At 62.5% G+C, this 23,683-nt stretch carries 21 protein-coding genes; 19 read left to right on the forward strand and 2 right to left on the reverse strand.

The window, feature by feature from the left end:
* Window positions 1-119: 119 nt before the first annotated feature.
* Window positions 120-323 (forward strand): DUF4287 domain-containing protein, encoded by a 204-nt coding sequence (locus tag RHP72_RS09140; RefSeq protein WP_007728313.1) that lies wholly within the window; start codon window positions 120-122, stop codon window positions 321-323.
* Between the two features lie 6 nt (window positions 324-329).
* On the opposite strand, the gene mftM is transcribed toward RHP72_RS09140, so the two are convergent.
* Window positions 330-1,163 (reverse strand): mycofactocin oligosaccharide methyltransferase MftM, encoded by an 834-nt coding sequence (mftM, locus tag RHP72_RS09145; protein ID WP_042453167.1) that lies wholly within the window; start codon window positions 1,161-1,163, stop codon window positions 330-332.
* Window positions 1,164-1,192: 29 nt separating this feature from the next.
* Window positions 1,193-1,792: a mycofactocin system transcriptional regulator gene (mftR, locus tag RHP72_RS09150; RefSeq protein ID WP_007728311.1), complete on the reverse strand. Its 600-nt coding sequence runs from the start codon at window positions 1,790-1,792 to the stop codon at window positions 1,193-1,195.
* Window positions 1,793-1,942: 150 nt separating this feature from the next.
* On the opposite strand from mftR, the gene mftA reads away from it, so the two are divergent.
* From mftA to RHP72_RS09240, 18 genes are all read left to right on the forward strand, one after another.
* A complete protein-coding gene (mftA, locus tag RHP72_RS09155; RefSeq protein WP_063836238.1) occupies window positions 1,943-2,038 on the forward strand; it encodes a mycofactocin precursor MftA in 96 nt (31 codons plus the stop codon).
* Window positions 2,023-2,310 (forward strand): mycofactocin biosynthesis chaperone MftB, encoded by a 288-nt coding sequence (mftB, locus tag RHP72_RS09160; RefSeq protein WP_007728309.1) that lies wholly within the window; start codon window positions 2,023-2,025, stop codon window positions 2,308-2,310. The genes mftA and mftB overlap by 16 nt, the downstream gene beginning before the upstream one ends.
* A 76-nt stretch (window positions 2,311-2,386) precedes the next feature.
* On the forward strand, window positions 2,387-3,604 hold the full coding sequence (mftC, locus tag RHP72_RS09165; RefSeq protein ID WP_311094583.1) for a mycofactocin radical SAM maturase: 1,218 nt from the start codon (window positions 2,387-2,389) through the stop codon (window positions 3,602-3,604).
* A 55-nt stretch (window positions 3,605-3,659) separates the two neighbouring features.
* Window positions 3,660-4,838 (forward strand): pre-mycofactocin synthase MftD, encoded by a 1,179-nt coding sequence (mftD, locus tag RHP72_RS09170; RefSeq protein ID WP_218696043.1) that lies wholly within the window; start codon window positions 3,660-3,662, stop codon window positions 4,836-4,838.
* Window positions 4,839-4,864: 26 nt separating this feature from the next.
* The gene (locus tag RHP72_RS09175) at window positions 4,865-6,796 is read left to right on the forward strand and encodes a mycofactocin system FadH/OYE family oxidoreductase 1 (RefSeq protein ID WP_311094584.1); all 1,932 of its coding nucleotides are present in this window, start codon (window positions 4,865-4,867) and stop codon (window positions 6,794-6,796) included.
* Window positions 6,793-7,620 carry a mycofactocin-coupled SDR family oxidoreductase gene (locus tag RHP72_RS09180; protein ID WP_003941966.1) on the forward strand — a complete coding sequence of 276 codons (828 nt, stop codon included), beginning with the start codon at window positions 6,793-6,795 and terminating at the stop codon, window positions 7,618-7,620. Before RHP72_RS09175 ends, RHP72_RS09180 begins: the two co-directional genes overlap by 4 nt.
* Entirely contained in the window at window positions 7,620-9,569 is a 1,950-nt protein-coding gene (locus tag RHP72_RS09185) for a mycofactocin system FadH/OYE family oxidoreductase 2 (protein ID WP_311094585.1), read from the forward strand. The genes RHP72_RS09180 and RHP72_RS09185 overlap by 1 nt, the downstream gene beginning before the upstream one ends.
* A 52-nt stretch (window positions 9,570-9,621) precedes the next feature.
* The gene (locus tag RHP72_RS09190; RefSeq protein ID WP_311094586.1) at window positions 9,622-10,860 is read left to right on the forward strand and encodes a DUF222 domain-containing protein; all 1,239 of its coding nucleotides are present in this window, start codon (window positions 9,622-9,624) and stop codon (window positions 10,858-10,860) included.
* 98 nt (window positions 10,861-10,958) lie between these two features.
* Window positions 10,959-11,651, forward strand: a complete 693-nt coding sequence (gene mftE, locus RHP72_RS09195; RefSeq protein ID WP_007730152.1) for a mycofactocin biosynthesis peptidyl-dipeptidase MftE — start codon at window positions 10,959-10,961, stop codon at window positions 11,649-11,651.
* 97 nt (window positions 11,652-11,748) lie between these two features.
* Window positions 11,749-13,146: a mycofactocin biosynthesis glycosyltransferase MftF gene (mftF, locus tag RHP72_RS09200; protein ID WP_007730153.1), complete on the forward strand. Its 1,398-nt coding sequence runs from the start codon at window positions 11,749-11,751 to the stop codon at window positions 13,144-13,146.
* On the forward strand, window positions 13,143-14,624 hold the full coding sequence (mftG, locus tag RHP72_RS09205) for a mycofactocin system GMC family oxidoreductase MftG (RefSeq protein ID WP_311094587.1): 1,482 nt from the start codon (window positions 13,143-13,145) through the stop codon (window positions 14,622-14,624). The genes mftF and mftG overlap by 4 nt, the downstream gene beginning before the upstream one ends.
* 105 nt (window positions 14,625-14,729) lie before the next feature.
* Window positions 14,730-16,043 (forward strand): helix-turn-helix domain-containing protein, encoded by a 1,314-nt coding sequence (locus RHP72_RS09210; protein ID WP_047268928.1) that lies wholly within the window; start codon window positions 14,730-14,732, stop codon window positions 16,041-16,043.
* A 143-nt stretch (window positions 16,044-16,186) separates the two neighbouring features.
* Window positions 16,187-17,710: an aldehyde dehydrogenase gene (gene adh / locus RHP72_RS09215; RefSeq protein ID WP_007730158.1), complete on the forward strand. Its 1,524-nt coding sequence runs from the start codon at window positions 16,187-16,189 to the stop codon at window positions 17,708-17,710.
* Window positions 17,711-17,801: 91 nt separating this feature from the next.
* Entirely contained in the window at window positions 17,802-18,362 is a 561-nt protein-coding gene (locus tag RHP72_RS09220) for a DUF779 domain-containing protein (protein ID WP_003942021.1), read from the forward strand.
* 165 nt (window positions 18,363-18,527) lie between these two features.
* The gene (gene eat / locus RHP72_RS09225; protein WP_003941913.1) at window positions 18,528-20,000 is read left to right on the forward strand and encodes an ethanolamine permease; all 1,473 of its coding nucleotides are present in this window, start codon (window positions 18,528-18,530) and stop codon (window positions 19,998-20,000) included.
* Window positions 19,997-21,421 carry an ethanolamine ammonia-lyase subunit EutB gene (locus RHP72_RS09230; protein ID WP_019744243.1) on the forward strand — a complete coding sequence of 475 codons (1,425 nt, stop codon included), beginning with the start codon at window positions 19,997-19,999 and terminating at the stop codon, window positions 21,419-21,421. Before eat ends, RHP72_RS09230 begins: the two co-directional genes overlap by 4 nt.
* Entirely contained in the window at window positions 21,418-22,191 is a 774-nt protein-coding gene (eutC, locus tag RHP72_RS09235) for an ethanolamine ammonia-lyase subunit EutC (RefSeq protein ID WP_311094589.1), read from the forward strand. Before RHP72_RS09230 ends, eutC begins: the two co-directional genes overlap by 4 nt.
* An 82-nt stretch (window positions 22,192-22,273) precedes the next feature.
* Entirely contained in the window at window positions 22,274-23,572 is a 1,299-nt protein-coding gene (locus tag RHP72_RS09240; protein WP_311094590.1) for an HAD-IB family phosphatase, read from the forward strand.
* Window positions 23,573-23,683 lie beyond the last annotated feature (111 nt).

A 23,683-nucleotide genomic window follows, 5' to 3' on the forward strand; every position in this document is an offset into this window, starting at 1 on the left:
GTGGGTGTTCTTCGACCATAATGCGATGGTCGCGTATCTACCCAGCGATTCCGCAGGTGCGGACATGCGGGCGCCGCCGGTGCGCGAATATTGTCGGGCGGTGGAGGTAGATTCCGGTCATGACTGAACCCGTGAAAGGCCCGGCGTCGTATTTTCCGTCGATCGAGAAGAAGTACGGTCGGCCGATCGGTGAATGGCAAGAGCTGATCAGAAGCTCAGACCTCACGAAGCACATGGAATTGGTCAACTGGTTGAAGTCGGAGCACGGTATGGGTCATGGGCACGCGAATGCGCTTGTCGCCCATACGCTGAAAGAAGGGTAGTTCTTTTCAGGCGGCCGAAGCGTCCAGCACCAACCAGCCGCCGTGATGCTCGAATACCTCGAACGGCACACGGCTCTGCCGGCCGACCGCACGCAGTGACTCGAGATCGAAAGTGCGGATGTGGCCGTGGCACGCGGTGGCTTCGTCTTCGAAGGGGACGGCAATGACGACCCGTTGACGCGCGATCCGGAGTGCTTGCGCGATCACGGCCTCGCCGACTGCGTCGTCGACGTGTTCGAGGAGATGAATCGCGGTGACGGTGTCGGCGCTGTTGTCCGGTGCCGGTACTTCACCCGCGTCGCAGATCACCGTGTCGATCGTGATGCCGAGTTCGGGGGCAACCGCGTCGAGCAGGATCATCGTTCCGGGCAGGATGTCCGTGGCGGTCACGTCCATTCCGGCGCGCGCGAGCCGCAGGGGCAGGAAACCGAAGCAGGAACCCAGATCGAGCACGGAACCGCGGACCAGCTCTTCGGCTTTGTCGTGAATCGGCGCGAAATCTGCAGTGCCGTCCAGTAGTTCGGCAAGTGAGTTCCGGTAGTAGGTGGTCCAGGATTCGAGAGCGCCGTCCACGGTGGAGCGAACCAGGCCGACCATCGTCAACTCGAATTCGTCCTGACCGAACTCCGCGTCCTGGATCGACGAGGTGACTCCGGCGACGAGTCGCTCACTCAGATCGGCGGGAGTGAGGGAGTGCTTGACGTGGAGGCGACCGCCTCGGCGATCGAGCGAGATCGGACCGGACTCGACGCGTTCGACGGTGACATGCCCGAACGACCACAAGCCCGGCGTCGACGGCGCCAGGGAATCCAGGACGGGTTCGTTCGTGATGGTGGACATGATCGCCTTTCTCAGGTGGTGATGCTTTCTCAGGTGCTGATACCGGTCCGCAGGGACTGCGTACCTGTTTTCAAGAGTTCCGGTAGCTCGAGTGAATCGTCGGTGAGCCACTGCTCGTACGCCGACATCGCGACCCCGAGCAGAAGATAGCCGACCGTGCGTGGGCCGTGATCGGTCGGCTCGAGATTCATTCGGCGTGCGACGTAGTCGGCGACCACCTGCCGCCAACCTTCGTACATCACCACAGAGTATGCCTGAAGCGTCGGAACTTCGAGGATCAATTCCATCCGTTTGCGATGTACCGCAGTCTCTTCCGGTGGGAAGGTGTTGAACGTCAACAATGCGGATTCGAGTGCGTCGACCAACGGAATATCAGCGGGCAGTGAATCCAGGTGCTCGCGCATCTCGTCGAGATGTCCGTCGAAGTCTCCCCAGGGGACGGCGTTCTTGGACGGGAAGTAGCGAAAGAAGGTCCGACGCGCGATGCCGGCGGCGTCGGCTATCTGGTCGACGCTCACCTCGTTGAAGCCGACTGTCGAGAACAGTTCGATCCCGATCGTGCTGATTCCCTCCTTCGTTGTGGAGGGGCGACGACCTATCCGAGCGGACGGTTTCTTGCGGCTACGCATACTTTTTTCGCTCCATGTGTGTCATTCTGCACTCGATGCCATTACAGTGGTGAACCGAGTCACAGTGAAGTCCCACTAGTGACCACCAACTCCCAGGTTGGAAGTCTGATCTACAGACTTCCAGACGGAGTGCGACCGCAGGAGGAATCCATGTCAGATCGTGACAACAAGGCGCTCGAGAACGACCTCGTCGAGGAGTCCCTCGTGGAGGAAGTTTCCATCGACGGCATGTGCGGCGTGTACTGACCGTGTCTGCTTTGGATCTCGATGCGGGGTGGAAACTCCACCCGCAGGTAGCGCTTCGCCCCGAACCTTTCGGGGCGTTGCTCTACCACTTCGGAACACGCAAGCTGTCGTTCCTGAAGAACACGACCATCGTTGCGGTGGTCAAGGCGTTGCCAGACCATCCTGATGTCCGGTCCGCACTACGTGCGCAAGGCATCGAAGATGACGCGGCTCCCCAATATGCCCGCGCGCTGAGCACTCTCGCCGACTCGCACATGATCGTGCCTGTCTGAGCCAGACGCTCGCCCCCACGTGCGGAACAGCCCTTCCGCACGTTCGCCCGCTTCATTTCTTCGCGAGGACACAGCCATGACCTCAGTTCTTGAACAGCCCTCCCCGCCCGCCAAGGTGGGTCGCCTCGTCGATCAGTTCGAACTCGGACTCGACGCCCCCATCTGCCTGACGTGGGAACTCACCTACGCCTGCAACCTGTCCTGCGTGCACTGCCTTTCGTCGTCGGGTCGTCGTGACCCCAACGAGCTGAGCACCGAACAGTGCAAGTCCATCATCGACGAGCTGCAGCGTATGCAGGTTTTCTACGTCAACATCGGTGGCGGCGAGCCGACGGTACGCTCCGACTTCTGGGAGCTCGTCGACTACGCGACCGACCACCAGGTTGGTGTGAAGTTCTCCACCAACGGCGTGAAGATCGACAAGAAGGTCGCGGCGCGCCTCGCAGCCAGTGACTACGTCGACGTGCAGATTTCCATCGACGGTGCCACCGCTGAGGTCAATGACGCTGTGCGCGGGCCTGGTTCGTTCGCGATGGCCGAGCGCGCTCTCGCGAACCTGAAGGAAGCCGGCTTCAAGGACGCCAAGATTTCGGTGGTCGTCACGCGGCACAACGTCAGTCAGCTCGACGAGTTCAAGGCTCTCGCGAACAAGTACGACGCGACCCTGCGCATCACTCGACTGCGTCCTTCGGGCCGCGGCGCCGACGTGTGGGACGACCTGCACCCGCGTCCGGAGCAGCAGCGTGAGCTCTACAACTGGCTGGTCGCCAATGGCGAAGGCGTCCTGACGGGCGACTCGTTCTTCCACCTCTCCGCCTTCGGCGATGCACTGCCCGGTCTCAATCTCTGTGGCGCGGGCCGCGTCGTGTGCCTGATCGACCCGGTCGGTGACGTGTACGCATGCCCCTTCGCGATTCACGAGCAGTTCCTCGCCGGAAACATCGTGAAAGACGGTGGATTCCAGGAAGTCTGGCAGCACTCGGACCTGTTCGAGGAGCTGCGCTCGCCCCAAACCGGTGGCGCCTGCAGCAAGTGCAACCACTACGACTCCTGCCGCGGCGGCTGCATGGCGGCCAAGTTCTTCACCGGACTGCCGATGGACGGACCTGACCCCGAGTGCGTCATCGGTAACGGTGAAATGGCACTGGCGTCGGCGGGCGAGGTCCCGAAGTCCAGTGTCGACCACTCCCGTTCCGGTCAACGTAAGACCCCACGCGCATCGGTGCCACTGACACTGATGATGCGTCCGCCCGCCAAGATTTGTGACGAAAACCCGCTTGCGGGAATGCAGTAACTACTGCGCGATACCGACAGTGCGGCGAAAGCTGCACCCCAGAGAGGTCAGTTCAATGGCTAAGAATGCTTTCTTCGAGACGGTGGCAGAAGCACAGCGCCGTGCGAAGAAGAGGTTGCCCAAGTCCGTGTACGCGGCGTTGGTGGCGGGATCCGAGAAAGGGCTGACGGTCGACGACAACGTCGCGGCATTCAGCGAATTGGGTTTCGCTCCCCACGCTGCCGGGCTGTCGGACAAGCGCGAGATGTCCACCACCATTATGGGCCAGGACATTTCGTTGCCCGTCATGATTTCACCGACCGGTGTGCAGGCAGTGCACCCCGACGGTGAAGTAGCGGTAGCCCGTGCGGCTGCAGCACGGGGAACAGCCATCGGACTGAGTTCTTTCGCCAGCAAGTCCATCGAAGAAGTTGCCGCGGCCAACCCGCAGGTCTTCTTCCAGATGTATTGGGTCGGTAGCCGCGACGTGCTCCTGCAGCGTATGGAGCGCGCTCGCGCTGCCGGTGCCAAGGGCCTGATCATCACCACCGACTGGTCCTTCTCGTACGGTCGCGACTGGGGCAGCCCGTCCATCCCCGAAAAGATGGACCTCAAGGCGATGTTCCAGTTCGCACCCGAGGGAATCATGCGCCCGAAGTGGTTGCTCGAGTTCGCCAAGACCGGCAAGATCCCGGACCTGACCACCCCCAACCTCGCGGCTCCCGGCCAGCCTGCACCGACGTTCTTCGGCGCATACGGCGAGTGGATGCAGACTCCGCTTCCGACGTGGGAAGACATCGCCTGGCTTCGTGAGCAGTGGGGTGGACCGTTCATGCTCAAGGGCATCATGCGCATCGACGACGCCAAGCGAGCTGTCGACGCCGGTGTCTCCGCTATCTCGGTCTCCAACCACGGTGGTAACAACCTCGACGGCACCCCGGCGCCGATCCGTGTGCTCCCGGGCATTGCCGAGGCCGTGGGCGATCAGGTGGAAGTTGTTCTCGACGGCGGCATTCGACGCGGCGGCGACGTCGTCAAGGCGCTCGCACTCGGAGCCAGGGCCGTCATGCTCGGGCGCGCCTACCTGTGGGGCCTCTCGGCCAACGGCCAGGCCGGTGTCGAGAACGTGCTCGACCTCATGCGGATGGGCATCGACTCGGGGCTGATGGGCCTCGGCCACTCGTCCATCACCGAACTGAGCCCGGCGGACCTGGTGATACCGGAAGGGTTCACACGCACATTGGGTGCCAGCTGAGATTACGGCTCCGATAGAGCTGTGAGTTGACACTCGACGAACACACGACCCTGGCCGGACGCCTCGTCCGGTCCAGGGTTGTTTTCGGTCCGCACGAGACCAATCTTGCTGTGGGACGCTCGCTTTCCGATCGGCACCGTGCGTACTACCAGCGCCGCGCCGAGGGCGGAACCGGGATCGTCGTCACCGAAGTGGCCTCGGTATCGGAGAACGACTGGCCGTACGAGCGGGCACCGTTGGCGTCGCAATGTGGCCCGGGGTGGCAGTCGATCGCGGCTGCATGTGCTCCGTACGGAACGCTGGTTCTGGCCGGGCTCGGTCATACCGGGATGCAGGGATCGAGCGCATACTCCCAGTCGGTGCTGTGGGGACCGTCAACAGTGGCCGACCCGGCGACGCGTGAGTTGCCGATGGCAATGGGGCAGGCGGAAATCGACCAGTTGATAGCCGGCTTCCGTGAGGCGTCGGCGCTGGCCGTCGCTTCGGGAATGGACGGAGTGGAACTCGATGCCGGTCCTCGAAGCATTCTGCGACAATTCCTTTCGGGTCTGACCAACACTCGGCAAGACCGATACGGTAGCGATCGCGTTGCTCTTGTTCGCGAGGTCATCTCGGCAGTGCGCGAGGAAGTCGGGTCGGATCACGTTGTCTCCCTGCGGTTGTCCTGTGACGAGGAAGCTCCATGGGCGGGCCTGACGCCCGATCTTGCCATCGGTATCGCATGTGAAGTGTCTCCGTTCCTCGATCTCCTTGTCGTCGTTCGTGGCGGACTCTATTCGTCTGACCGGTACCGCCCCGATTTTCACTGCCCGCCGAACTTCAACCTCGATCTGTGCCGTGAGATCAAGGCCGCTCTGTCGATTCCTGTTGTCGTGCAGGGGAGCGTCGTGGACATCGCCGACGCTCACGCGGCGCTGGAAGTAGGTGAGTTCGTCGAGATGACCCGGGCCCAGATCGCAGACCCGGACCTGGTCGTGAATGCCGCGCGCGGCGATCGTCCCCGGCCGTGTGTGCTCTGCAATCAGACGTGCCTCGTACGTGATCCTCTCAATCCTGTCGTGACGTGCGTCGGGAATCCGAGCGCGGGTTTCGAGACGGTGGACCCCGATGAGCGAGAGCAGATTTCGAAACCGGGAGCCGTGCTGGTCGTGGGGGGTGGCCCCGCTGGGATGGAAGCCGCACGGATCTCGGCGGTGGCGGGGCACTCGGTCACACTCGTCGAGAGTTCATCGCAGTTCGGCGGCATGATCCGAACTTTTGCGCGAGGTGACGGCCGTAGCCGGTTCGCACTCCTCGCGCAGTGGTTGGAGGACGAATGCCGTCGTAGCGGCGTGACGATGCGGACCGGGGCGGCGCTCGACGCCCAAGACCTGGGTGACGCACGCAGCCGGGGCGAGGTTGTTGTCGTTGCCACCGGTAGTGCTGCGAGGCCGCCGACGTATCCGGTCGACGATTCGGTTCGGTGGTTGGATGCGTCGGAAGCCTTCGAGAAGTTGAGCACCGTGGGGCCGGGTCCGGTCGCGCTGATCGATCCCCTCGGTGGACCGATCGCGGTGGCGCTCGCAGAAGCACTCGCGGCCCATGGCATCTCCGTCTCGATTGTGACTCCCGACAGCATCGTCGGTTCGAGGCTCGGCGCGAGTGGGGATCTGGTCGGCGCCAACACGCGCATCCAGCAGGCCGGGATCACCAGGGTGCTCGCGTCACGTGTCACCGAAATCGCTCGAGGGGCCGTCTGCGTCGAACACGTCCATACCGGCGAGCGGTCACAGCTCGAGTGCGAAGTGGTGATCGACTGCTCGCCTCGTCTGCCGAACGAAACGCTGAAGGAAGAGGCCGACATTCAGGTGGGCGACTCGGTTGCCCCGAGAACTGTTCTCGAATCCATCCGCGAAGGCCGCTTTGCAGGGTTTACTACTAGAACGAGTTTCAATTCTGCAGAGAGGGCTATCTCATGACACAGGGTTCAGTTCGTTCGCTCGAAGGTCGCGTTGCTTTCATCACCGGCGCAGCGCGCGGTCAAGGACGTGCGCACGCGGTCAAGATGGCGCGCGAGGGAGCAGCGATCATCGCGGTCGACGTATGCGCGTCGGTGGCGTCGGACAATTCCTACGACGCAGCAACTTCCGAGGACTTTGCCGAGACGATACGTCTGGTGGAAGCGGAGGGCGGGAAGATCCTCGCCCGCGAGGTCGATGTCCGTGACGGCGCAGCGCTCACCGCGGTGGTCAAGGACGGCGTCGAACAGTTCGGACGACTCGACATCGTGGTCGCCAACGCCGGGGTCTGCAACTGGAATCGATTCTGGGAAATGTCGGACGAGCAGTGGGAAACTCTGATCGACATCAACCTGACCGGAGTCTGGAAAACCCTCAAGGCCTCGGTGCCGGCGATCATCGAGGGTGGGCGCGGTGGATCGATCATCGTGGTCAGTTCGGTGGCCGGACTCAAGGCGCTGCCCGGACAGGCGCACTACGCGAGCGCCAAGTTCGGTCTCGTCGGTCTGACGCAGGCCGCAGCAAAGGAACTGGGGGAGTACAAGATCAGGGTCAACTCGATCCATCCTTACGGAGTGAATACGCCGATGGGGGTCGACCAGGGCGCTCTCGAGGTATTTGCAAAGTTTCCGCAGTACCTTCCCAACTTCACTCCGATCCTCTCGGACATCGCTTTCGCCGAACCTGACGAGATCGCCGATACCGTCCTGTGGCTCGCCGGTGACGGTTCCCGCACCGTCACGGCAAGTCATATCGCGCTCGATCAAGGAAACTCCAAGGTCTGATGACGCCGTACCCGCGCCTCTTCGCGCCACTGCGCCTGGGCAACCTGACACTCCGCAATCGGGTCGTGTTCTCCGCACACCTGACCAACTACGCGGAGAACGGGTTGCCGACGGAGCAGCACGCGAGCTACTACGAGGCGCGGGCCCGCGGCGGTGCGGGTCTGATCATCACCGAGGAACACTCGACGCATCCTTCGGATCGACCGTACGAGAAGATGATTGCGGGCTATCGGCCCGAAGCGATCGAGGGATACCGGCGGATCACCGACGCCGTTCATGCACATGGTTCGTCGATTCTCGCGCAGATCAACCACAATGGGGGCCAGGGCGCTGGAACCTATTCGCGATCGCCGCTGTTGGCGCCGAGCGCCGTCGCCGATCCGTTGTTCCGCGAGGTGCCCAAATCTGTCGACGACGCGGACATCGCCGAGATTCTCGCAGGGTTCGCCCTTGTTGCCCGCAATTGCGTCGCCGGTGGCTTCGACGGGGTGGAATTGCAGGCGTCGCAGTCGTCCATAGTGCGCGCGTTTCTCGCCCCCTCGACCAACCTGCGCACCGATCGCTACGGCGGGGGCGTGGCACATCGTGCACGGTTCCTTCTCGAAGTGCTCGGGGTACTGCGTGAGGCCATCGGCCCGGATCGTGTCCTCGGTGTGCGCCTGAGTGGATACGAAGGAACGCGGGGTGGCATCGAACTGTCCGACGCAGTAGCCACCGCTCAACTCATCGAAGCTGACGGTCACGTCGACTACATCAACACGACCGTCGGAATGGCCACGGAAACACTGCATCTGGTCGAAGCATCGATGGCTGTACCCACCGGCTACGCCAACTTCGTCCCGTCTGCGATCAGGGAGGTCGTCGATCTTCCAGTCGTCGGAGTCGGCCGTTTCAAGACGCCGGAGCAAGCCGAAGCCGCACTCGAGGTCGGTGTATGCGATCTGGTGGGAGTAGTTCGCGGGCAGATCGCCGATCCGGATTTTGTGAACAAGGCGCGTGCTGGTCAATCGGTACAGGTGCGAACCTGCCTGTCCTGCAACCAGGAATGCGTCGGGCGGATGGGTTTGGGACGTTGGTTGGGGTGCACCGAAAATCCGCGCGCCGGTCGGGAATCGGTACCGCTGCCGATGCCGCGGCGACGGGGCCGCACGGTGGTGGTGGTCGGTGGCGGCCCGGCCGGCCTGCAAGCTGCGGCTACAGCGGCCCAGCGAGGTCATGCGGTGACGCTGTTCGAGCGTGAACGAAGACTTGGGGGACAGATTCTTACCGCCTCGGTGGTACCGGCTCGCCGTGAGCTCGCCGACCTCGTCCGGAATCTCGAATCTGAGTGTCGCCGCAGCGGTGTGACGATCGAGTTGGATGCTAAAGCTGATCTCGCGATCGTGGAGGAGCGCGCGCCCGAGGTGGTCGTGATTGCAACGGGAGCGCGGCCTGTGCGACCGGCGTGGGCGGGTGGATCAGAGCGTGTGGTGGGTGTTCGAGACGTTCTCGACGGCAAGATTCTGCCGAGTGGAACGGTGCTCGTCTACGACGAACTGGGATTCCATCAAGGTACGTCGGTGGCGGAGTTCCTCGCTGATCGAGGCTGTGCCGTCACGATCGCGACCAACGGCATGGTGGTCGCGCAGGACCTGAGCATCACCCTGGATTTCGAGGGGTGGAACCGCCGAGCGTTCGAGAAGTCGATCGGTCAACGGACAGATCTGATGGTGACTTCGGTGAGCGCTGGGGCCTCGCCGCTCGTGAGCTTGGTTCACCTTCCGACGGGTGTGACCGAGGAAGTTGCAGTCGACTGGGTGGTCTTCGCGACACAGCAGGAACCTGTCGACGAGTTGTGGAACACCTTGCAGGGAAGCTGTTTCGAGAAATTTCGCATCGGTGACGCCTTGTCTCCGAGGCGTTCGCACTCGGCCGTCATCGAGGGGCATCGGGCCGCGTTGGCGATATAAGTCGTCCGTTTTGTCTCTGGTTCTCGAAAGTATGTTCGATTAAACTTTGAGCATGGACAGTCGGGATGCGTGGCAGCTGGATGGTGAGGGCCTCAAGGGTGAGGTTCTGGATCTGGTGCGTGTCCGGCACGAGTTGCAGTCGCGGATGGTGTTGCTGATCGTGGAGATGTTTTTCCGGGAGACTGTGGTCGGGAAGGGTTTTCGGGCGATCGCGCAGTGGTTGCATGGTTCGACGAATCTGGAGATCGGTGAGTGCAGTCTGCTGGTCGGGTTGGCGCGGTTGTTGATGCTCGAACCTGTTGTCGCGGATGCATTTCATCGCGGTGACGTGGATGCGTTGAAAGCCCGTCAGGTGGCGTCGTTTTGTCAGCATCCGCCCAAGAACATGACGCCGGCGGATGTGGACAAGGCCCGCGGGATCTTGCTCGGGTTGGCGTCGAAGAACATTGCCGATTGTGATGCGGTGCGGGCGGCGATCCGGCGGATCGAGAAGCAGTACGGCAAGCGTGAGGACGGCGTTCCGGTTGGTGAGGATTCGGAGCGTAACGAGTTCTACGCCTCGAAAGGCTTGTACGGGCGCGTGTCGGTGAAGGGTGATCTGGATGCGGTGAACGGGGCGCGTCTGATCACGTTGCTGTCGAGCCTGTCGGCGCCGACGCCGGAGAAGGACGGCGTCAAGGACACGCGTACTCCGGCATTACGACGGGCGGACGGGTTCTGCGAACTACTGCGGCGGTACGAGCGGGCGGGGTTGGGTCCGATCGAAGGCGGAGTGAAACCACACATCACGGTGACCGCGTCCGCGAAAGACATGACAGATCTGCAGTCCTTGAAGGACTTGCTGCCGTCCACTCAGGAACTCGGGTTCGCGTGGACGGATTGGGTGGGCCCGATCAGCATCGACACCGCACGGATGCTCGCCTGCGACTGCACCGTGACGCGGATTTTGTTGGACGAGAATGGTGTTCCGCTCGACTGCGGCAAGGAAGCGAGAACGGCGACGGTGCCGCAGCGGCGGGCTCTTGCGGTTCGGGATGGTGGGTGTGCGTTTCCGGGGTGCGGGACACCGTCGGGGTGGTGCGATGCCCATCATATTGTTCACTGGAACGATGGTGGCCCAACGGATCTCGACAATCTGATTCTGTTGTGTGGTCATCATCACCGGACGCTGCATCACACGGAGTGGCGGGTGGAGATCGGTCCGGATCGTAAATCGGTGTTCTATCCGCCGATGTCGATGGATCCGTATCAGCAGCCGATCGGCGGGAACAGCCCACCGACAGCGGCGTGAACCGCGACAACTGACGAATACGCCGGGGCGCAACAATGCCCCGGTGTATCCGCATGCAGTGTTGCGGTGGGAGGGGCCCGCACCAATACGATCGGGGGATGAGTTCTCCGCGTGACCTTGCTGCCATCCCGAGTCCTTCGCTCGAGGGCACTGCGCTCACCGTCGTGGTCCCGGTCGGTTCTTTCGAACAACACGGACCGCACCTGCCTCTCGATACCGACACTCGGATCGCGAGAGCAGTCGCAGAGGCTCTGCCCGACGTCGTCGTGGCCCCGGCCATCGAATACGGGGCGAGCGGCGAACACGAAGGGTTTGCCGGCACGATTTCGATCGGTGCCGAGGCTATGGAAACCGTCGTCGTCGAATACGGAAGGTCGGCGTTCAGATGGACGAAGCGGGTGCTGTTCGTCAACGGCCACGGCGGAAATGGTCCCGCATTGGCCAAAGCGGTGGCACTTCTGCGGTATGAGGGGCGTGATGCTGCTTGGGTGCCGTGCGCTGTTGCGGGTGCCGACGCTCATGCCGGACACACTGAAACGAGCCTATTGCTGCACCTTTCGCCCGATTTGGTGCACATGAGCCTTGCTGAGACAGGAAATTTGTCTCCTATCGCGGACCTGATGCCAGGAATGCGTTCGGGCGGTATGGTCGCTGTGTCGCAAAACGGCGTTCTCGGCAATCCAGTCGGGGCTACCGCCGAAGACGGCGCATACATCTTCGGTGAGTTGGTAGGACGCGTGACGGATGGACTGGCCCGGTGGGAGCCTGGTCCAGATGGGAGGCTTCGGTGACGACCACGACCGAGTGGGGGCGGACGGTCCACCTGCGACGGCTTTCGAGGCTGCGACGAGTTGCAGCACGACGGGCTACGTCCCTTACGATCATCTGATGCGACCAGCAAGACTCCCCGACGGCTTCGGCATTCGGTTGGACCCCAAGGTGCGCACGTACTCGGGTGGCCGGGTACTCATCGGCGGATCTCCGACACGGATGCTCAAGCTGGCGCCGACGGCTGCGGCGATGATCGGTGACGGCTTCCTCGAGGTGGTCGATCAGCAGAGCGCTGCGGTTGCGCGACACCTTCTCGATTCAGGTGTCGCGAATCCTCGTCCGATGTCGACGCCGTCCGCTGCCGATGTCACGGTCGTGATTCCGGTCAAGGACAACCAGGCCGGAGTCGAACGCCTATTGCCCGTCCTCAAGGATCTGACCGTCATCGTTGTCGACGACGGTTCGGAAGTGCCGGTGGAGCCCCGTCGCGCCTGCCCGGGCACCGGCACCATCACAGTGGTCCGGCACGAGAGTGCCCGCGGACCCTCGGCAGCGAGAAACTCGGGATTGCGTTCGGCCCAAACACGTTTCGTAGCTTTTCTGGACTCCGACGTCATACCGCGTGCCGGTTGGCTCGAGTTGATGTTGGGCCACTTCAGCGATCCGGGGGTTGCCCTTGTTGCACCCCGCATCGTCGCCCTCGATCCGTACGGGACGGCGCTGGCGCGGTACGAGAACATGCGATCGTCTCTCGACCTCGGACGCAAGGAAGCTGCGGTGAAGTCGGGCAGTCCGGTCGCCTATGTCCCCAGCGCCGCCGTGATCGTCCGGCGCGACGTGGCACTCGAATGCAACGGTTTCGACGAGAGTCTCGAAGTAGCCGAGGACGTCGATTTCTGCTGGCGACTGCAGGCTGCGGGTTGGCGACTGAGGTACGAACCGGTTGCGCATGTCGCCCACGATCATCGAGTTCAGTTCGACAAGTGGTTCGCCAGGAGAGCGTTCTACGGCACGGGTGCGGCGCCGTTGGCTGCAAGACACGAGGGTTCGGTTCCGCCGATGGCGATGTCGTTCTCGACGCTCTTCGCGTGTATCGCCGCTGCAACACTGACCCGTTCCGGCCTTGCCGGCGCACTCGGCGCTTTGCTGTTTACCGTTTACCGGCTGCGAAAGATGTTCACCGGCCTGAGTCAACCCACCCGGATCGCGGCGATCCTCACCGCGCAGGGAGTTGTCGGCGGATTCTGGCAACTCGCCTCGGCAATGTGTCGTCACTACTGGCCCGTGACGCTCCTGGCGGTGATCGCCTCCAGGCGAATTCGGCGGCTGGCCGTCGCTGCAGCAGTCACCGAAGGTTTGGTGGACTGGTATCGCCACCGTGAGCCAGGCGGGCTGGGACCGGTTCGGTACGTCTTCTTCAAACGAGCCGACGACATCGCGTATGGAGCCGGACTCTGGCGTGGCGCATTCGACGCCCGCGACTGGGCGGCGCTGAAACCTCGAATCACCAAGTGACAGAAGCCGACTACGCAGATTTCCTGGTTGTCGGTGGTGGCACGTGTGGTTGCGTGGTCGCAGCCAGGCTCAGTGAAGATCCATCCGCCACGGTGATGCTCCTCGAATCGGGAAGCGGATATCGATCGGCGCTCGAACTCCCGGACGTCCTGGGTGATCCGTACCGACTGCCGGTCGGACCTGCGAGCGAATACACGTGGACCTATCCGGTCGAACTGACGCCGCGTCGGGCGTCCACAATTGCGCGGGGGCGGACACTCGGTGGATCCGGAGCCGTCAACGGTGCGTACTTCACCCGCGCGACCCGTGCTGATTTCGAGAATTGGCCGAGTTCATGGCGATACGACGACGTCTTGCCGTACTTCAAGAAGTCCGAAACGGATCGTGATTTCGAGGGCGAGTTCCACGGGACCGCCGGACCGATCCCGGTCGAGCGTCGAGCGTGGGACCAACTACATCCACTGAGCGGCGAGTTTCATGCGGCAGCGCTCGGAGCAGGCTTTCCCGACGACGTCGACAAGAATGCGCCGGACTCGTTCGGGGTGGGCCGAGTGCCACTGAACGTCTCGGATCATCGTCGGATCAGTACGGCGATCGGGTATCTGATGCCGGCGTTGCACCGGCCGAATTTGCGGGTGGAATCCGGAGTGAACGTCATTCGCATCGCGTTCTCGGGTACCCGTGCGATCGGCGTCGACGTTCTCGGCGACGGCAATGTCCGACGCATTCGTGCCGACCATGTGGTCGTGTGTTCGGGTGCGGTGGCGACACCGCACATTCTCCTCAATTCCGGTGTTGGTCCAGCGGAACAACTTGTAGAGCAAGGAGTTTCCGTCGTTCTCGATCGACCGGGCGTCGGACAGAACTTCGTCGACCACCCGGAAGTGCTGCTGCCGTACCATTTTTCGAAGCCCCGCACGATTCGATCGCAGACTCCGGTGCTGGAGACAGCCCTCAACCTCGCTGAGATCGAAATCCGTCCGTACACCGCATCTTTCACAGACCTGGTTCCCGGTGCGCCTCGCATGGACCACGGCGTCGGAGTGGTCCTCATGGCGCCGCACAGCCGGGGAAGCATCGAGCTGGCATCGGGCGATCCCGCTGGGGCGCCGCGTATTCGGTACAACTACGTCGCGTCGGCGCACGATCGAGCTGCCATTCGGGAAGGGATGCGGATCGCCGAGAATCTTCTCGAGTCGATCGCCGAGACGGGGTTGATCGATCGCCCCGTCATGGAGTACACCGATGAGTGGGTCGAATCCCGCCTGGGAACGTCGCTGCATATGTCCGGTAGTTGCGTGATGGGTGCCGAGGCGGACCCGTTCGCAGTCGTCGACGGTCGGTGCCGTGTGATCGGCGCGCAAGGACTCAGTATTGTTGACACGTCAATCCTGCCGACGATCCCGACCCGCGGCCCGCATGCGACCGCGGTGATGGTCGCGGAACGAGCAAGCGCCATTCTGCTCGGCGACGAGTGACCGCGAGGGGCAGCAGGCTGGGTCGGCAGTCATACCGAATGGTCGTTCTCGCCTATGGGCTGTGATCGGCGTTACAGTGGTCCACGGAGCGGAGGAACGCAAAATATGGCACGTGAACAGGCTGTGCCCGGCAACCCGTGGGTGGCGGTCAGGCCAGGCGATGACGTCGCGTTACTCGCGCGGCGACTTTCGTCTGCCCATCAGTCGTTCATCGATGCCCGCGGCGTGCCCGGCCAGGGGCTGACCGACGACTCCCATGTCCGCTCGGTCGTACTCGAGTCCTGGATGCGTAGCCGCAACAAGGGGGTAAATCCCGATGTGGTCGGCAACCCTGAGATGCTCGAAGGGTTGGAGCTCGAAAAATATCGCTCCGCGCATCCCATGTCACTGATCCGTCCGGTGATTCGGAAACTCCTGGTGGAAGATGCTGCCGAGACCGGACTACTGATCGCGATCAGTGACGCACACGGTCGATTGCTCTGGGTGGAGGGTGACAACTCGGCCAAGGACAAGGCGTTGTCCATGAACTTCGTCGAAGGCGCCGATTGGAGCGAAGATCGTGTCGGCACCAATGCGCCGGGAACGGCGCTTGCTCTCGATCACTCCGTACAGATTTTCGGATCCGAGCATTTCAACCGAACCGTGCACGACTGGAGTTGTTCGGCCGCACCCGTCCACGATCCCACCACTGGGCAAATCCTTGGTGCCATCGACATCACCGGTGGTCCCAGGGTTGCGGTTCCCGAAGTGCTGTCACTGATCCGTGCAACTGTCGCGGCCGCCGAATCGGAATTGCGATTCCATCTCTTGAACTCGCCCATCCCACTCAGTGCCACGGCTCCGCGCCTCGAAACATTCGGTGCCGGCCGGCCGACGCTGGTTCGCGGCGGTGACCGCATCCCGATTTCGCAGCGTCACGCCGAGATTCTCCTTCTGCTTTCCGAACACCCGGAGGGTCTCAGCTCCGACCACCTTGCGGTCCTGCTCGACGAGGGCGAACTCGACGCAGTGACCATTCGCGCGGAAATGTCGCGGCTTCGTAAGGTTTTCGGTGCCGACCGGCTGGCTTCGCGCCCCTATCGGATCATCACGGAGTTCACGACAGATGTCGGCGAGGTGCGGGCAGCGTTGGATCGAGGCGACGCAGCGACGGCGATGAAACTGTATTCGGGCCCGGTGCTGGCGGGCTCGGCGTCTCCCGGCATCGAAGAGGTGCGGGAAGAACTACGCACCAGGGTCCAGGCAGCTCTGCTGCGTGGAGGTGACGCCAACCTTCTGGCCCGGTGGACCACGTCGGTACACGGCCGCGAAGACTCAGTCGTGTGGGAGGCCTACCTGTCCACGTTGGATCCTCAATCTCCGCTGTATTCGCAGGTCCAGGCTAGAATTGATCTCCTCGACCGCCAATTGGGCATCTGAGAATCATCTGCGTTTCTCGCACGCAACGTACTTGCAACGTTGCAACTCCTAGTGTTGTGAATCACACCCCACCGGGGGGTGGGATTGCAGTCACCGATTTGGTGGGTGCGCCCAGGAAGATCACGTTTACATAGGAGCTTGCAATGACCGTGTACGCCCGCCCAGGTACCGCCGACGCGATCATGTCCTTCCAGTCTCGATACGACAACTGGATCGGCAACGAATGGGTTGCTCCGGTCAAGGGTCAGTACTTCGAGAACCCGACACCGGTGACCGGACAGAATTTCTGTGATGTGGCTCGTTCCACCGCAGAAGACATCGAACTCGCTCTCGACGCAGCGCACGCAGCAGCTCCGGCCTGGGGCAAGACCTCGGTCGCCGAGCGCGCGATCATCTTGAACAAGATCGCTGATCGTATGGAGGAGAACCTCGAATCCATCGCACTCGCCGAGTCGTGGGACAACGGCAAGCCGATCCGCGAGACCCTCAACGCCGACATTCCGCTCGCCATCGATCACTTCCGATACTTCGCGGGAGCTATTCGCGCACAGGAAGGTTCGCTCTCGGAGATCAACTCCGACACCGTGGCGTACCACTTCCACGAGCCGCTCGGCGTAGTCGGCCAGATCATTCCGTGGAACTTCCCGATCCTCATGGCCGTGTGGAAGCTTGCCCCCGCCCTCGCTGCCGGCAATGCCATCGTGCTCAAGCCTGCCGAGCAGACGCCAGTCTCGATCCTGCACCTCATCGGCATCATCGGTGACCTGCTGCCTGCCGGTGTTCTCAACATCGTCAACGGCTTCGGCGTCGAGGCCGGAAAGCCGCTCGCGTCCAGCCCGCGTATCAAGAAGATCGCGTTCACCGGTGAGACCACCACCGGTCGCCTGATCATGCAGTACGCGTCGCAGAACCTTATCCCCGTCACCCTCGAACTCGGTGGCAAGAGCCCCAACATCTTCTTCTCCGACGTTCTCGCCTCAAACGACGACTACCAGGACAAGGCACTCGAGGGCTTCACGATGTTCGCCCTCAACCAGGGCGAGGTCTGCACCTGCCCGTCACGTTCGCTGATCCAGGAAGACATCTTCGACGAGTTCCTCGCGATGGCAGCCATCCGCACCAAGGCTGTGCGCCAAGGGGATCCGCTCGACACCGACACCATGATCGGTGCCCAGGCCAGCAACGATCAGCTCGAGAAGATCCTCTCGTACATCGAGATCGGCAAGGCCGAAGGCGCCAAGGTCATCACCGGTGGTGAGCGAGCCGAACTTGGCGGAGACCTGTCCGGCGGCTACTACGTCCAGCCGACGGTGTTCACCGGCAACAACAAGATGCGCATCTTCCAGGAAGAGATCTTCGGACCCGTCGTCTCGGTCACCTCGTTCAAGGACTACGACGAGGCCATCGAAATCGCCAACGACACGCTCTACGGTTTGGGCGCCGGTGTCTGGTCCCGCGACGGCGGAGTTGCTTACCGCGCAGGCCGCGACATCCAAGCCGGTCGCGTCTGGACCAACACGTACCACCAGTACCCGGCACACGCAGCTTTCGGTGGATACAAGCAGTCCGGCATCGGCCGCGAGAACCACCTGATGATGCTCTCGCACTACCAGCAGACCAAGAACCTCCTGGTCAGCTACGCCCAGAAGGCTCAGGGCTTCTTCTGATCTACCCACCGGCACCCGTGAGCCCCTCGCTGCGGGTGCCGGTGAGCAAGACTGCAACACGCGAAACCTGCACAAACACACGGAGGTTGGAATGAGCGCCACGGACACACCCGATACCGGCGCCGTTCCACCCCGGTTGGTGACCACCGCTGGGGCGGCTGACCTCCTGCGCCGCCTCAGCGGGACTCACGGCGAACTGATGATGCATCAATCCGGCGGATGCTGCGACGGCTCGGCCCCGATGTGTTATCCCTCAGGCGAATTCATCGTCGGGGACCGTGACGTACTACTCGGAATCGTCGATCTCCGACTTGCTGTCGGAGAGACTCCCGAAGACCTTCCCACCGGAACCGACGCTGTACAGGTCTGGATTTCCGGATCACAGTTCGAAGCCTGGAAGCACACCCAGTTGGTACTGGACGTCGTGCCCGGCCGCGGCAGTGGATTCAGCCTGGAGTCTCCTGAAGGATTCAGATTCCTCAGTCGAGCAAGGGCATTCACACCGGACGAAAACGAAGCACTCGGCGCGTCGAGCATTCTCGTGGGCGCTGATTGGGAAGCGGGCGTGCGTCCTTTGCCCCCGACGGTTCCCCAGGTGGTCGCCGAGGCCGTCGACGCCTGCCCGGTGCCGGGCGCGGCCGCCCGATCCTGAGAACGGCAGCCTGAAGAAGATCTGAACAGACTCGGGGCCGCTCACATGACAGCCAGTTAACAGCACGGTCATCTCCAGGCGACCTTCTCCGTACATCGCCCACATACCGTTCATTTCACGCGACGCATCCACCGTGCGTCGTCTCATTCTTGACCGATTCAGAGGATGGACATGTCTCTTTCCGACCACGCAACCGGCAAAAACGCCGGTGCCGCGGGTGCACACCACGACGGCGCAGACTTCCATGCGGAAGACAATTCGTATCTGGAGAAACGAACACTCCGAAAGGGAACAGCAGGGTGGGTGCTGCTTGCGGGGTTGGGTGTCAGCTATGTGATTTCCGGTGACTACGCCGGTTGGAACAACGGTCTGGCCGAAGGTGGTTTCGGTGGCCTTCTCATCGCGGCCGTCGTCATCGCGGGTATGTACCTGGCGATGGTGCTCGGTATGGCCGAGATGTCGTCGGCACTTCCTGCCGCTGGTGGTGGATACACGTTTGCCAGACGTGCCATGGGGCCCTGGGGCGGATTTGCCACCGGCACAGCAATTCTCATCGAGTACTCGATAGCACCCGCAGCGATCGCGACCTTCATCGGTGCGTACGTCGAGTCCCTGAACCTGTTCGGGATCACCGACGGCTGGTGGGTGTACCTCGCGGTGTACGCGATCTTCATCGGCATTCACCTCACCGGCGCCGGTGAGGCACTCAAGGCGATGTTCATCATCACCGCCATTGCACTCGTCGGCCTGGTCGTGTTCGCGGTTTCGGCTGTCGGCCTTTTCGATTCGTCCAACCTCACCGATATCGCCGTCGACACCAGCGCAGTCGGATCGTCGTCGTTCCTGCCATTCGGTCTGCTCGGAATCTGGGCCGCCGTGCCCTTCGCGATCTGGTTCTTCCTTGCGGTCGAAGGTGTACCGCTGGCCGCCGAGGAAGCACGTGAGCCGGAGAAGAACGTCCCCCGCGGCATCATCATCAGCATGTTGATCCTGATCGTCACAGGCGCAACGGTTCTCTTCCTCGCCACCGGTGCGCTCGGCGCAGACGCCCTGTCCACCTCCGGAAATCCGCTCGTCGAGGCTCTGGGGGACAGCGGAGCGGCAAAGGCCGTCAACTACATCGGACTTGCCGGTCTGGTCGCGAGCTTCTTCTCGATCATGTACGCCTACTCACGCCAGACGTTTGCGCTCTCCCGCGCCGGCTATCTGCCGAAGAACCTGTCGGTGACCAACAAGCGCAAGGCCCCCACTCTCGCGCTCGTCGTACCCGGAATCATCGGCTTCGCGCTCTCACTCACCGGTGAAGGTGCAATGTTGCTCAACATGGCGGTGTTCGGCGCGGCAGTAAGCTACGTCCTGATGATGGTGAGTCACATCGTTCTTCGTAAGCGTGAGCCGAACATGCCGCGCCCGTACCGCACGCCCGGCGGTATCGCCACCACCTCGTTTGCGCTCGTGATCGCGGCAGTGTCGGTGGTGGCCACCTTCCTGGTCGATCCCGTTGCGGCATTGCTGACGTTGGTTGCCTTCGGAGTTCTGATGGCGTACTTCGGTCTCTACAGTCGTCACCACCTTGTTGCCAACTCGCCGGACGAGGAGTTTGCTGTACTTGCACAGGCGGAAGAAGAATTGGGATGAGTCGCGGGATGGCCAAGTATCACCAGCAGGTATCCGGAACCAACTACTCGTTCGACGGTCTCGTCGATCTGATGGCAAAAGCGACACCACTGCGGTCGGGTGACGAACTAGCCGGTTGCGCGGCAAGCTCCGACGCCGAACGTGCTGCTGCTCAATGGGTTCTGGCTGATCTTCCGTTGACGGTGTTCCTCGAAGATCTGTTGGTTCCGTACGAGGACGACGAGGTAACCAGGCTCATCATCGACAGCCACGATCGCCTGGCCTTTGCGCCGGTGGCCCACCTGACTGTTGGCGGACTACGAGACTGGTTGCTCGAGACCGCGTCGGCGCCGGAAGCTTCCGCACGGTTGTCCGCCGTAAGTCCCGGGCTCACCCCCGAGATGGTTGCGGCGGTCAGCAAGATCATGCGCAATCAGGACCTGATCGCCGTCGCGAAGGCCATCACCGTGACCGCGGGGTTCCGTACGACCATCGGACTGCCCGGCCGGCTGAGCACGCGACTCCAACCAAACCACCCGACAGACGATCCACGCGGCATCGCGGCGGCCACATTGGACGGTCTCCTGATGGGATGTGGCGACGCCGTCATCGGTATCAACCCCGCGACGGACTCACCCCAGGCCACCTCGGATCTGCTCCACCTGCTCGACGACATCCGTCAGCGATTCGAGATCCCGACTCAGTCGTGCGTGCTCTCGCACGTGACCACCACGATCGGACTGATCGAATCGGGGGTGCCGGTCGATCTTGTCTTCCAATCGATTGCCGGTACCGAAGGCGCCAATTCCGGTTTCGGAGTGAACATTCCGCTCCTGCGTGAGGGCAACGAGGCCGGGCGCTCCTTGAACCGCGGAACGGTCGGCAACAACGTCATGTACCTGGAGACGGGGCAGGGGTCCGCCCTCAGCTCAGGTGCCCACTACGGCACCGGCGGAGCCCCGGTCGATCAGCAGACACTCGAGACCAGGGCATACGCAGTGGCACGTGATCTCGAACCGCTGCTGGTCAACACCGTGGTCGGCTTCATCGGTCCCGAGTATCTCTACGACGGCAAGCAGATCATTCGCGCGGGCTTGGAGGATCACTTCTGCGGAAAACTCCTCGGGCTGCCGATGGGAGTGGACGTTTGCTACACCAACCACGCCGAAGCCGATCAAGACGACATGGACAACCTGCTCACCTTGCTGGGCGTCGCCGGCGCGGCGTTCGTGATCGCGGTGCCCGGCGCCGACGACGTGATGCTCGGCTATCAAAGTCTGGCGTTCCACGACGCGCTGTATGTGCGTAAGGTTCTCGGTTTGCAGCCCGCCCCGGAGTTCGAGACCTGGCTCCACAACTTGGGGATGACCGACGCAAACGGTCGGGTTCTTCCGATCGATGCCGAAATGTCGCCGTTGCGGGCTTTGACGGTGAACTCATGACCGAAGATCAGGCACCGATCCTCGATTTCTGGGGTCCACTGCGCAAGACCACACAATCGCGTATCGGGCTGGGGCGTGCCGGAGATTCGTTGCCCACCAAGCGGGTTCTCGAATTCAAGGCAGCTCACGCCGCAGCCCGCGACGCGGTCCACGAGCCTCTCGACTCCGAGACGCTTGCCATTCGGGTCGAAGGGGTGGGCATCGGGGCGCCGGTGGTGGTCGCGAGCAGCGTCTCCACCCGCAGTGAGTATCTCCGGAGACCCGACCTGGGGCGCCAACCGGCTGACCTGGGTGCGATCGCGAGTTCCGACAAGGAAATCGGGTTCATCCTCGCCGACGGACTCTCGCCGCGAGCACTGATGGACCACGGCGAGCAATTACTGTCTGCGTTGGTCACGGTGTTGGGGGAGCGGTACTCGATCGCGCCGCCCGTGATCGCCACGAATGCCCGTGTGGCACTGGGTGATCACATCGCTGCCGCGATGGGAGTGCAGACGGCGATCGTCCTGATCGGCGAACGTCCAGGGCTCTCCGTTGCGGACAGTGTCGGGATCTATCTGACTCACCTTCCCCGCGTCGGTCGTACCGACGCGGATCGAAACTGCATTTCCAATGTCCACCCACCCGAGGGACTCGGATACGAGCAGGCTGCTCGTGTCGTCCTGGGATTGGTGACGGGAGCGCGCCAGTTGGGCCGCTCCGGCGTCGACCTCAAGGACACCTCTCGCGCCGACGCCGTTGCGTCGGGAGAAGTGCTGACGCTCGATTAATTGACAACTGCACGGCATACCCGGGTCGATCGACACTCGGGTATGCCGTCGTACCCGAATCACGACGAAAACGAGGGAATCGATGTTCCGTTCGCTGCATTCTCGCGCCCTGTGCGCGTTGGCGGTAGGTAGTGTCCTGTTGAGTGCAACTGCATGTAGTTCGGCCGAGAGCGCCCCGAAAGAAGATGTGGCGCAGAGTGGTTCATCCTGCGCGGTGTTGGATCCCAGTCTTGCGTGGTACGGCGACAACCGTGTGACGTTGGATGCCATGATGACGGAGTTCGGAACGTGTGGAGCTGCAGGTGATGTCGATGACGGAGCTCCGTTGGCGCTCTTCGACTGGGACAACACAGTTGTCAAGAACGACATCGGAAGCGCCACCGCATTCTGGATGATCAAGAACAACAAGGTGTTACAGCCTGCCGGAGTGGACTGGGCAACCACCAGCCGCTTCATGACGCCAGCCGGCGCTGCCGCACTTTCCGCCGCGTGCGGCTCCGAGACCGCGCCGGGGCAACCGTTGGCAACCAGCACCGACTCGGACTGCGCGGACGAGATCGTTGCGGTACTCGAAGAGAAGACTCGCGACGGGCAGGCCGCATTCGACGGTTACGATCACCGCCGGACAAAAGCCGCATACGCGTGGGCCGTGCAGTTGATGGCAGGGCACACCGAGGACGAGATCACCGAGTACGCCCGCGCAGCGCGTGCCGAGAATCTCGCTGCTGCAGAAGGTTCCGATCAGACCGTCGGTACGACGGAAGTCGACGGCTCGGTGCGGTACTACGCGCAAATCGAAGATTTGATGAAATCCCTCGGCGCTCATGGATTCGACGTGCGGATCATTTCCGCGTCGGCCGAACCGGTTGTTCGAGTCTGGGCGGAACAGCTGGGATTGGACGCCGATCATGTGATGGGAGTTCGGCCCATCGTCGAGGGCGGGGTTCTCACCGGGCGCCTGCGTGGGTGTGGTGGCGTTGCGGACGGCGACGACTCGGTCATTCCGTACATCGACGGCAAGCGGTGCCAGGTCAACGAGGTTGTCTACGGGGTTCAAGGGCCTACGGCGTTCGAGCAGTTGGCCGCCGATCGACGTCAGGTATTTGCTGCCGGTGATTCTGTCACCGACGTGACGTTCCTCGGAGATGCGACCGGTGCGCGCCTGGTGATCAACCGCAACAATCCCGAACTGATGTGCAATGCCTACGACAACAGTGACGGGAAATGGCTGGTCAACCCCATGTTCATCGAACCGAAAGCACAGGCGGATGCTCCCTATCGCTGCTCGACCGATGCTTACACCGACGCGGCCGGGGAGAAAGGCGCCGTGACTCGTGCGGACGGCAGCGTGATCCCCGATCAGGCCGATACCGTCGCGTGACGGTCGACTTGTCGCGGTGACTTCACAACGATCGATCGGGGTGTGATCTGATTCTGTCGAGCCCTTTGTCGGGCTGCGGAAACCCACGGGTGTCCGCTGTGATGCTGGAGC

Source organism: Rhodococcus sp. SG20037 (assembly GCF_031763325.1).
In the GTDB taxonomy this organism is placed as follows: Bacteria; Actinomycetota; Actinomycetes; order Mycobacteriales; family Mycobacteriaceae; genus Rhodococcus_F; species Rhodococcus_F qingshengii.

Coding starts and splice junctions, on each gene's coding strand:
- mftD (WP_218696043.1), top strand. CDS start 3,660: ATGGCTAAGAATGCTTTCTTCGAGACGGTGGCAGAAGCACAGCGCCGT.
- mftR (WP_007728311.1), bottom strand. CDS start 1,792: ATGCGTAGCCGCAAGAAACCGTCCGCTCGGATAGGTCGTCGCCCCTCC.
- mftA (WP_063836238.1), top strand. CDS start 1,943: ATGTCAGATCGTGACAACAAGGCGCTCGAGAACGACCTCGTCGAGGAG.
- RHP72_RS09210 (WP_047268928.1), top strand. CDS start 14,730: ATGGCACGTGAACAGGCTGTGCCCGGCAACCCGTGGGTGGCGGTCAGG.
- RHP72_RS09230 (WP_019744243.1), top strand. CDS start 19,997: ATGAGTCGCGGGATGGCCAAGTATCACCAGCAGGTATCCGGAACCAAC.
- adh (WP_007730158.1), top strand. CDS start 16,187: ATGACCGTGTACGCCCGCCCAGGTACCGCCGACGCGATCATGTCCTTC.
- mftM (WP_042453167.1), bottom strand. CDS start 1,163: ATGTCCACCATCACGAACGAACCCGTCCTGGATTCCCTGGCGCCGTCG.
- RHP72_RS09180 (WP_003941966.1), top strand. CDS start 6,793: ATGACACAGGGTTCAGTTCGTTCGCTCGAAGGTCGCGTTGCTTTCATC.
- RHP72_RS09185 (WP_311094585.1), top strand. CDS start 7,620: ATGACGCCGTACCCGCGCCTCTTCGCGCCACTGCGCCTGGGCAACCTG.
- RHP72_RS09240 (WP_311094590.1), top strand. CDS start 22,274: ATGTTCCGTTCGCTGCATTCTCGCGCCCTGTGCGCGTTGGCGGTAGGT.
- mftC (WP_311094583.1), top strand. CDS start 2,387: ATGACCTCAGTTCTTGAACAGCCCTCCCCGCCCGCCAAGGTGGGTCGC.
- RHP72_RS09190 (WP_311094586.1), top strand. CDS start 9,622: ATGGACAGTCGGGATGCGTGGCAGCTGGATGGTGAGGGCCTCAAGGGT.
- eat (WP_003941913.1), top strand. CDS start 18,528: ATGGACATGTCTCTTTCCGACCACGCAACCGGCAAAAACGCCGGTGCC.
- eutC (WP_311094589.1), top strand. CDS start 21,418: ATGACCGAAGATCAGGCACCGATCCTCGATTTCTGGGGTCCACTGCGC.
- RHP72_RS09220 (WP_003942021.1), top strand. CDS start 17,802: ATGAGCGCCACGGACACACCCGATACCGGCGCCGTTCCACCCCGGTTG.
- RHP72_RS09140 (WP_007728313.1), top strand. CDS start 120: ATGACTGAACCCGTGAAAGGCCCGGCGTCGTATTTTCCGTCGATCGAG.
- mftE (WP_007730152.1), top strand. CDS start 10,959: ATGAGTTCTCCGCGTGACCTTGCTGCCATCCCGAGTCCTTCGCTCGAG.
- mftF (WP_007730153.1), top strand. CDS start 11,749: ATGCGACCAGCAAGACTCCCCGACGGCTTCGGCATTCGGTTGGACCCC.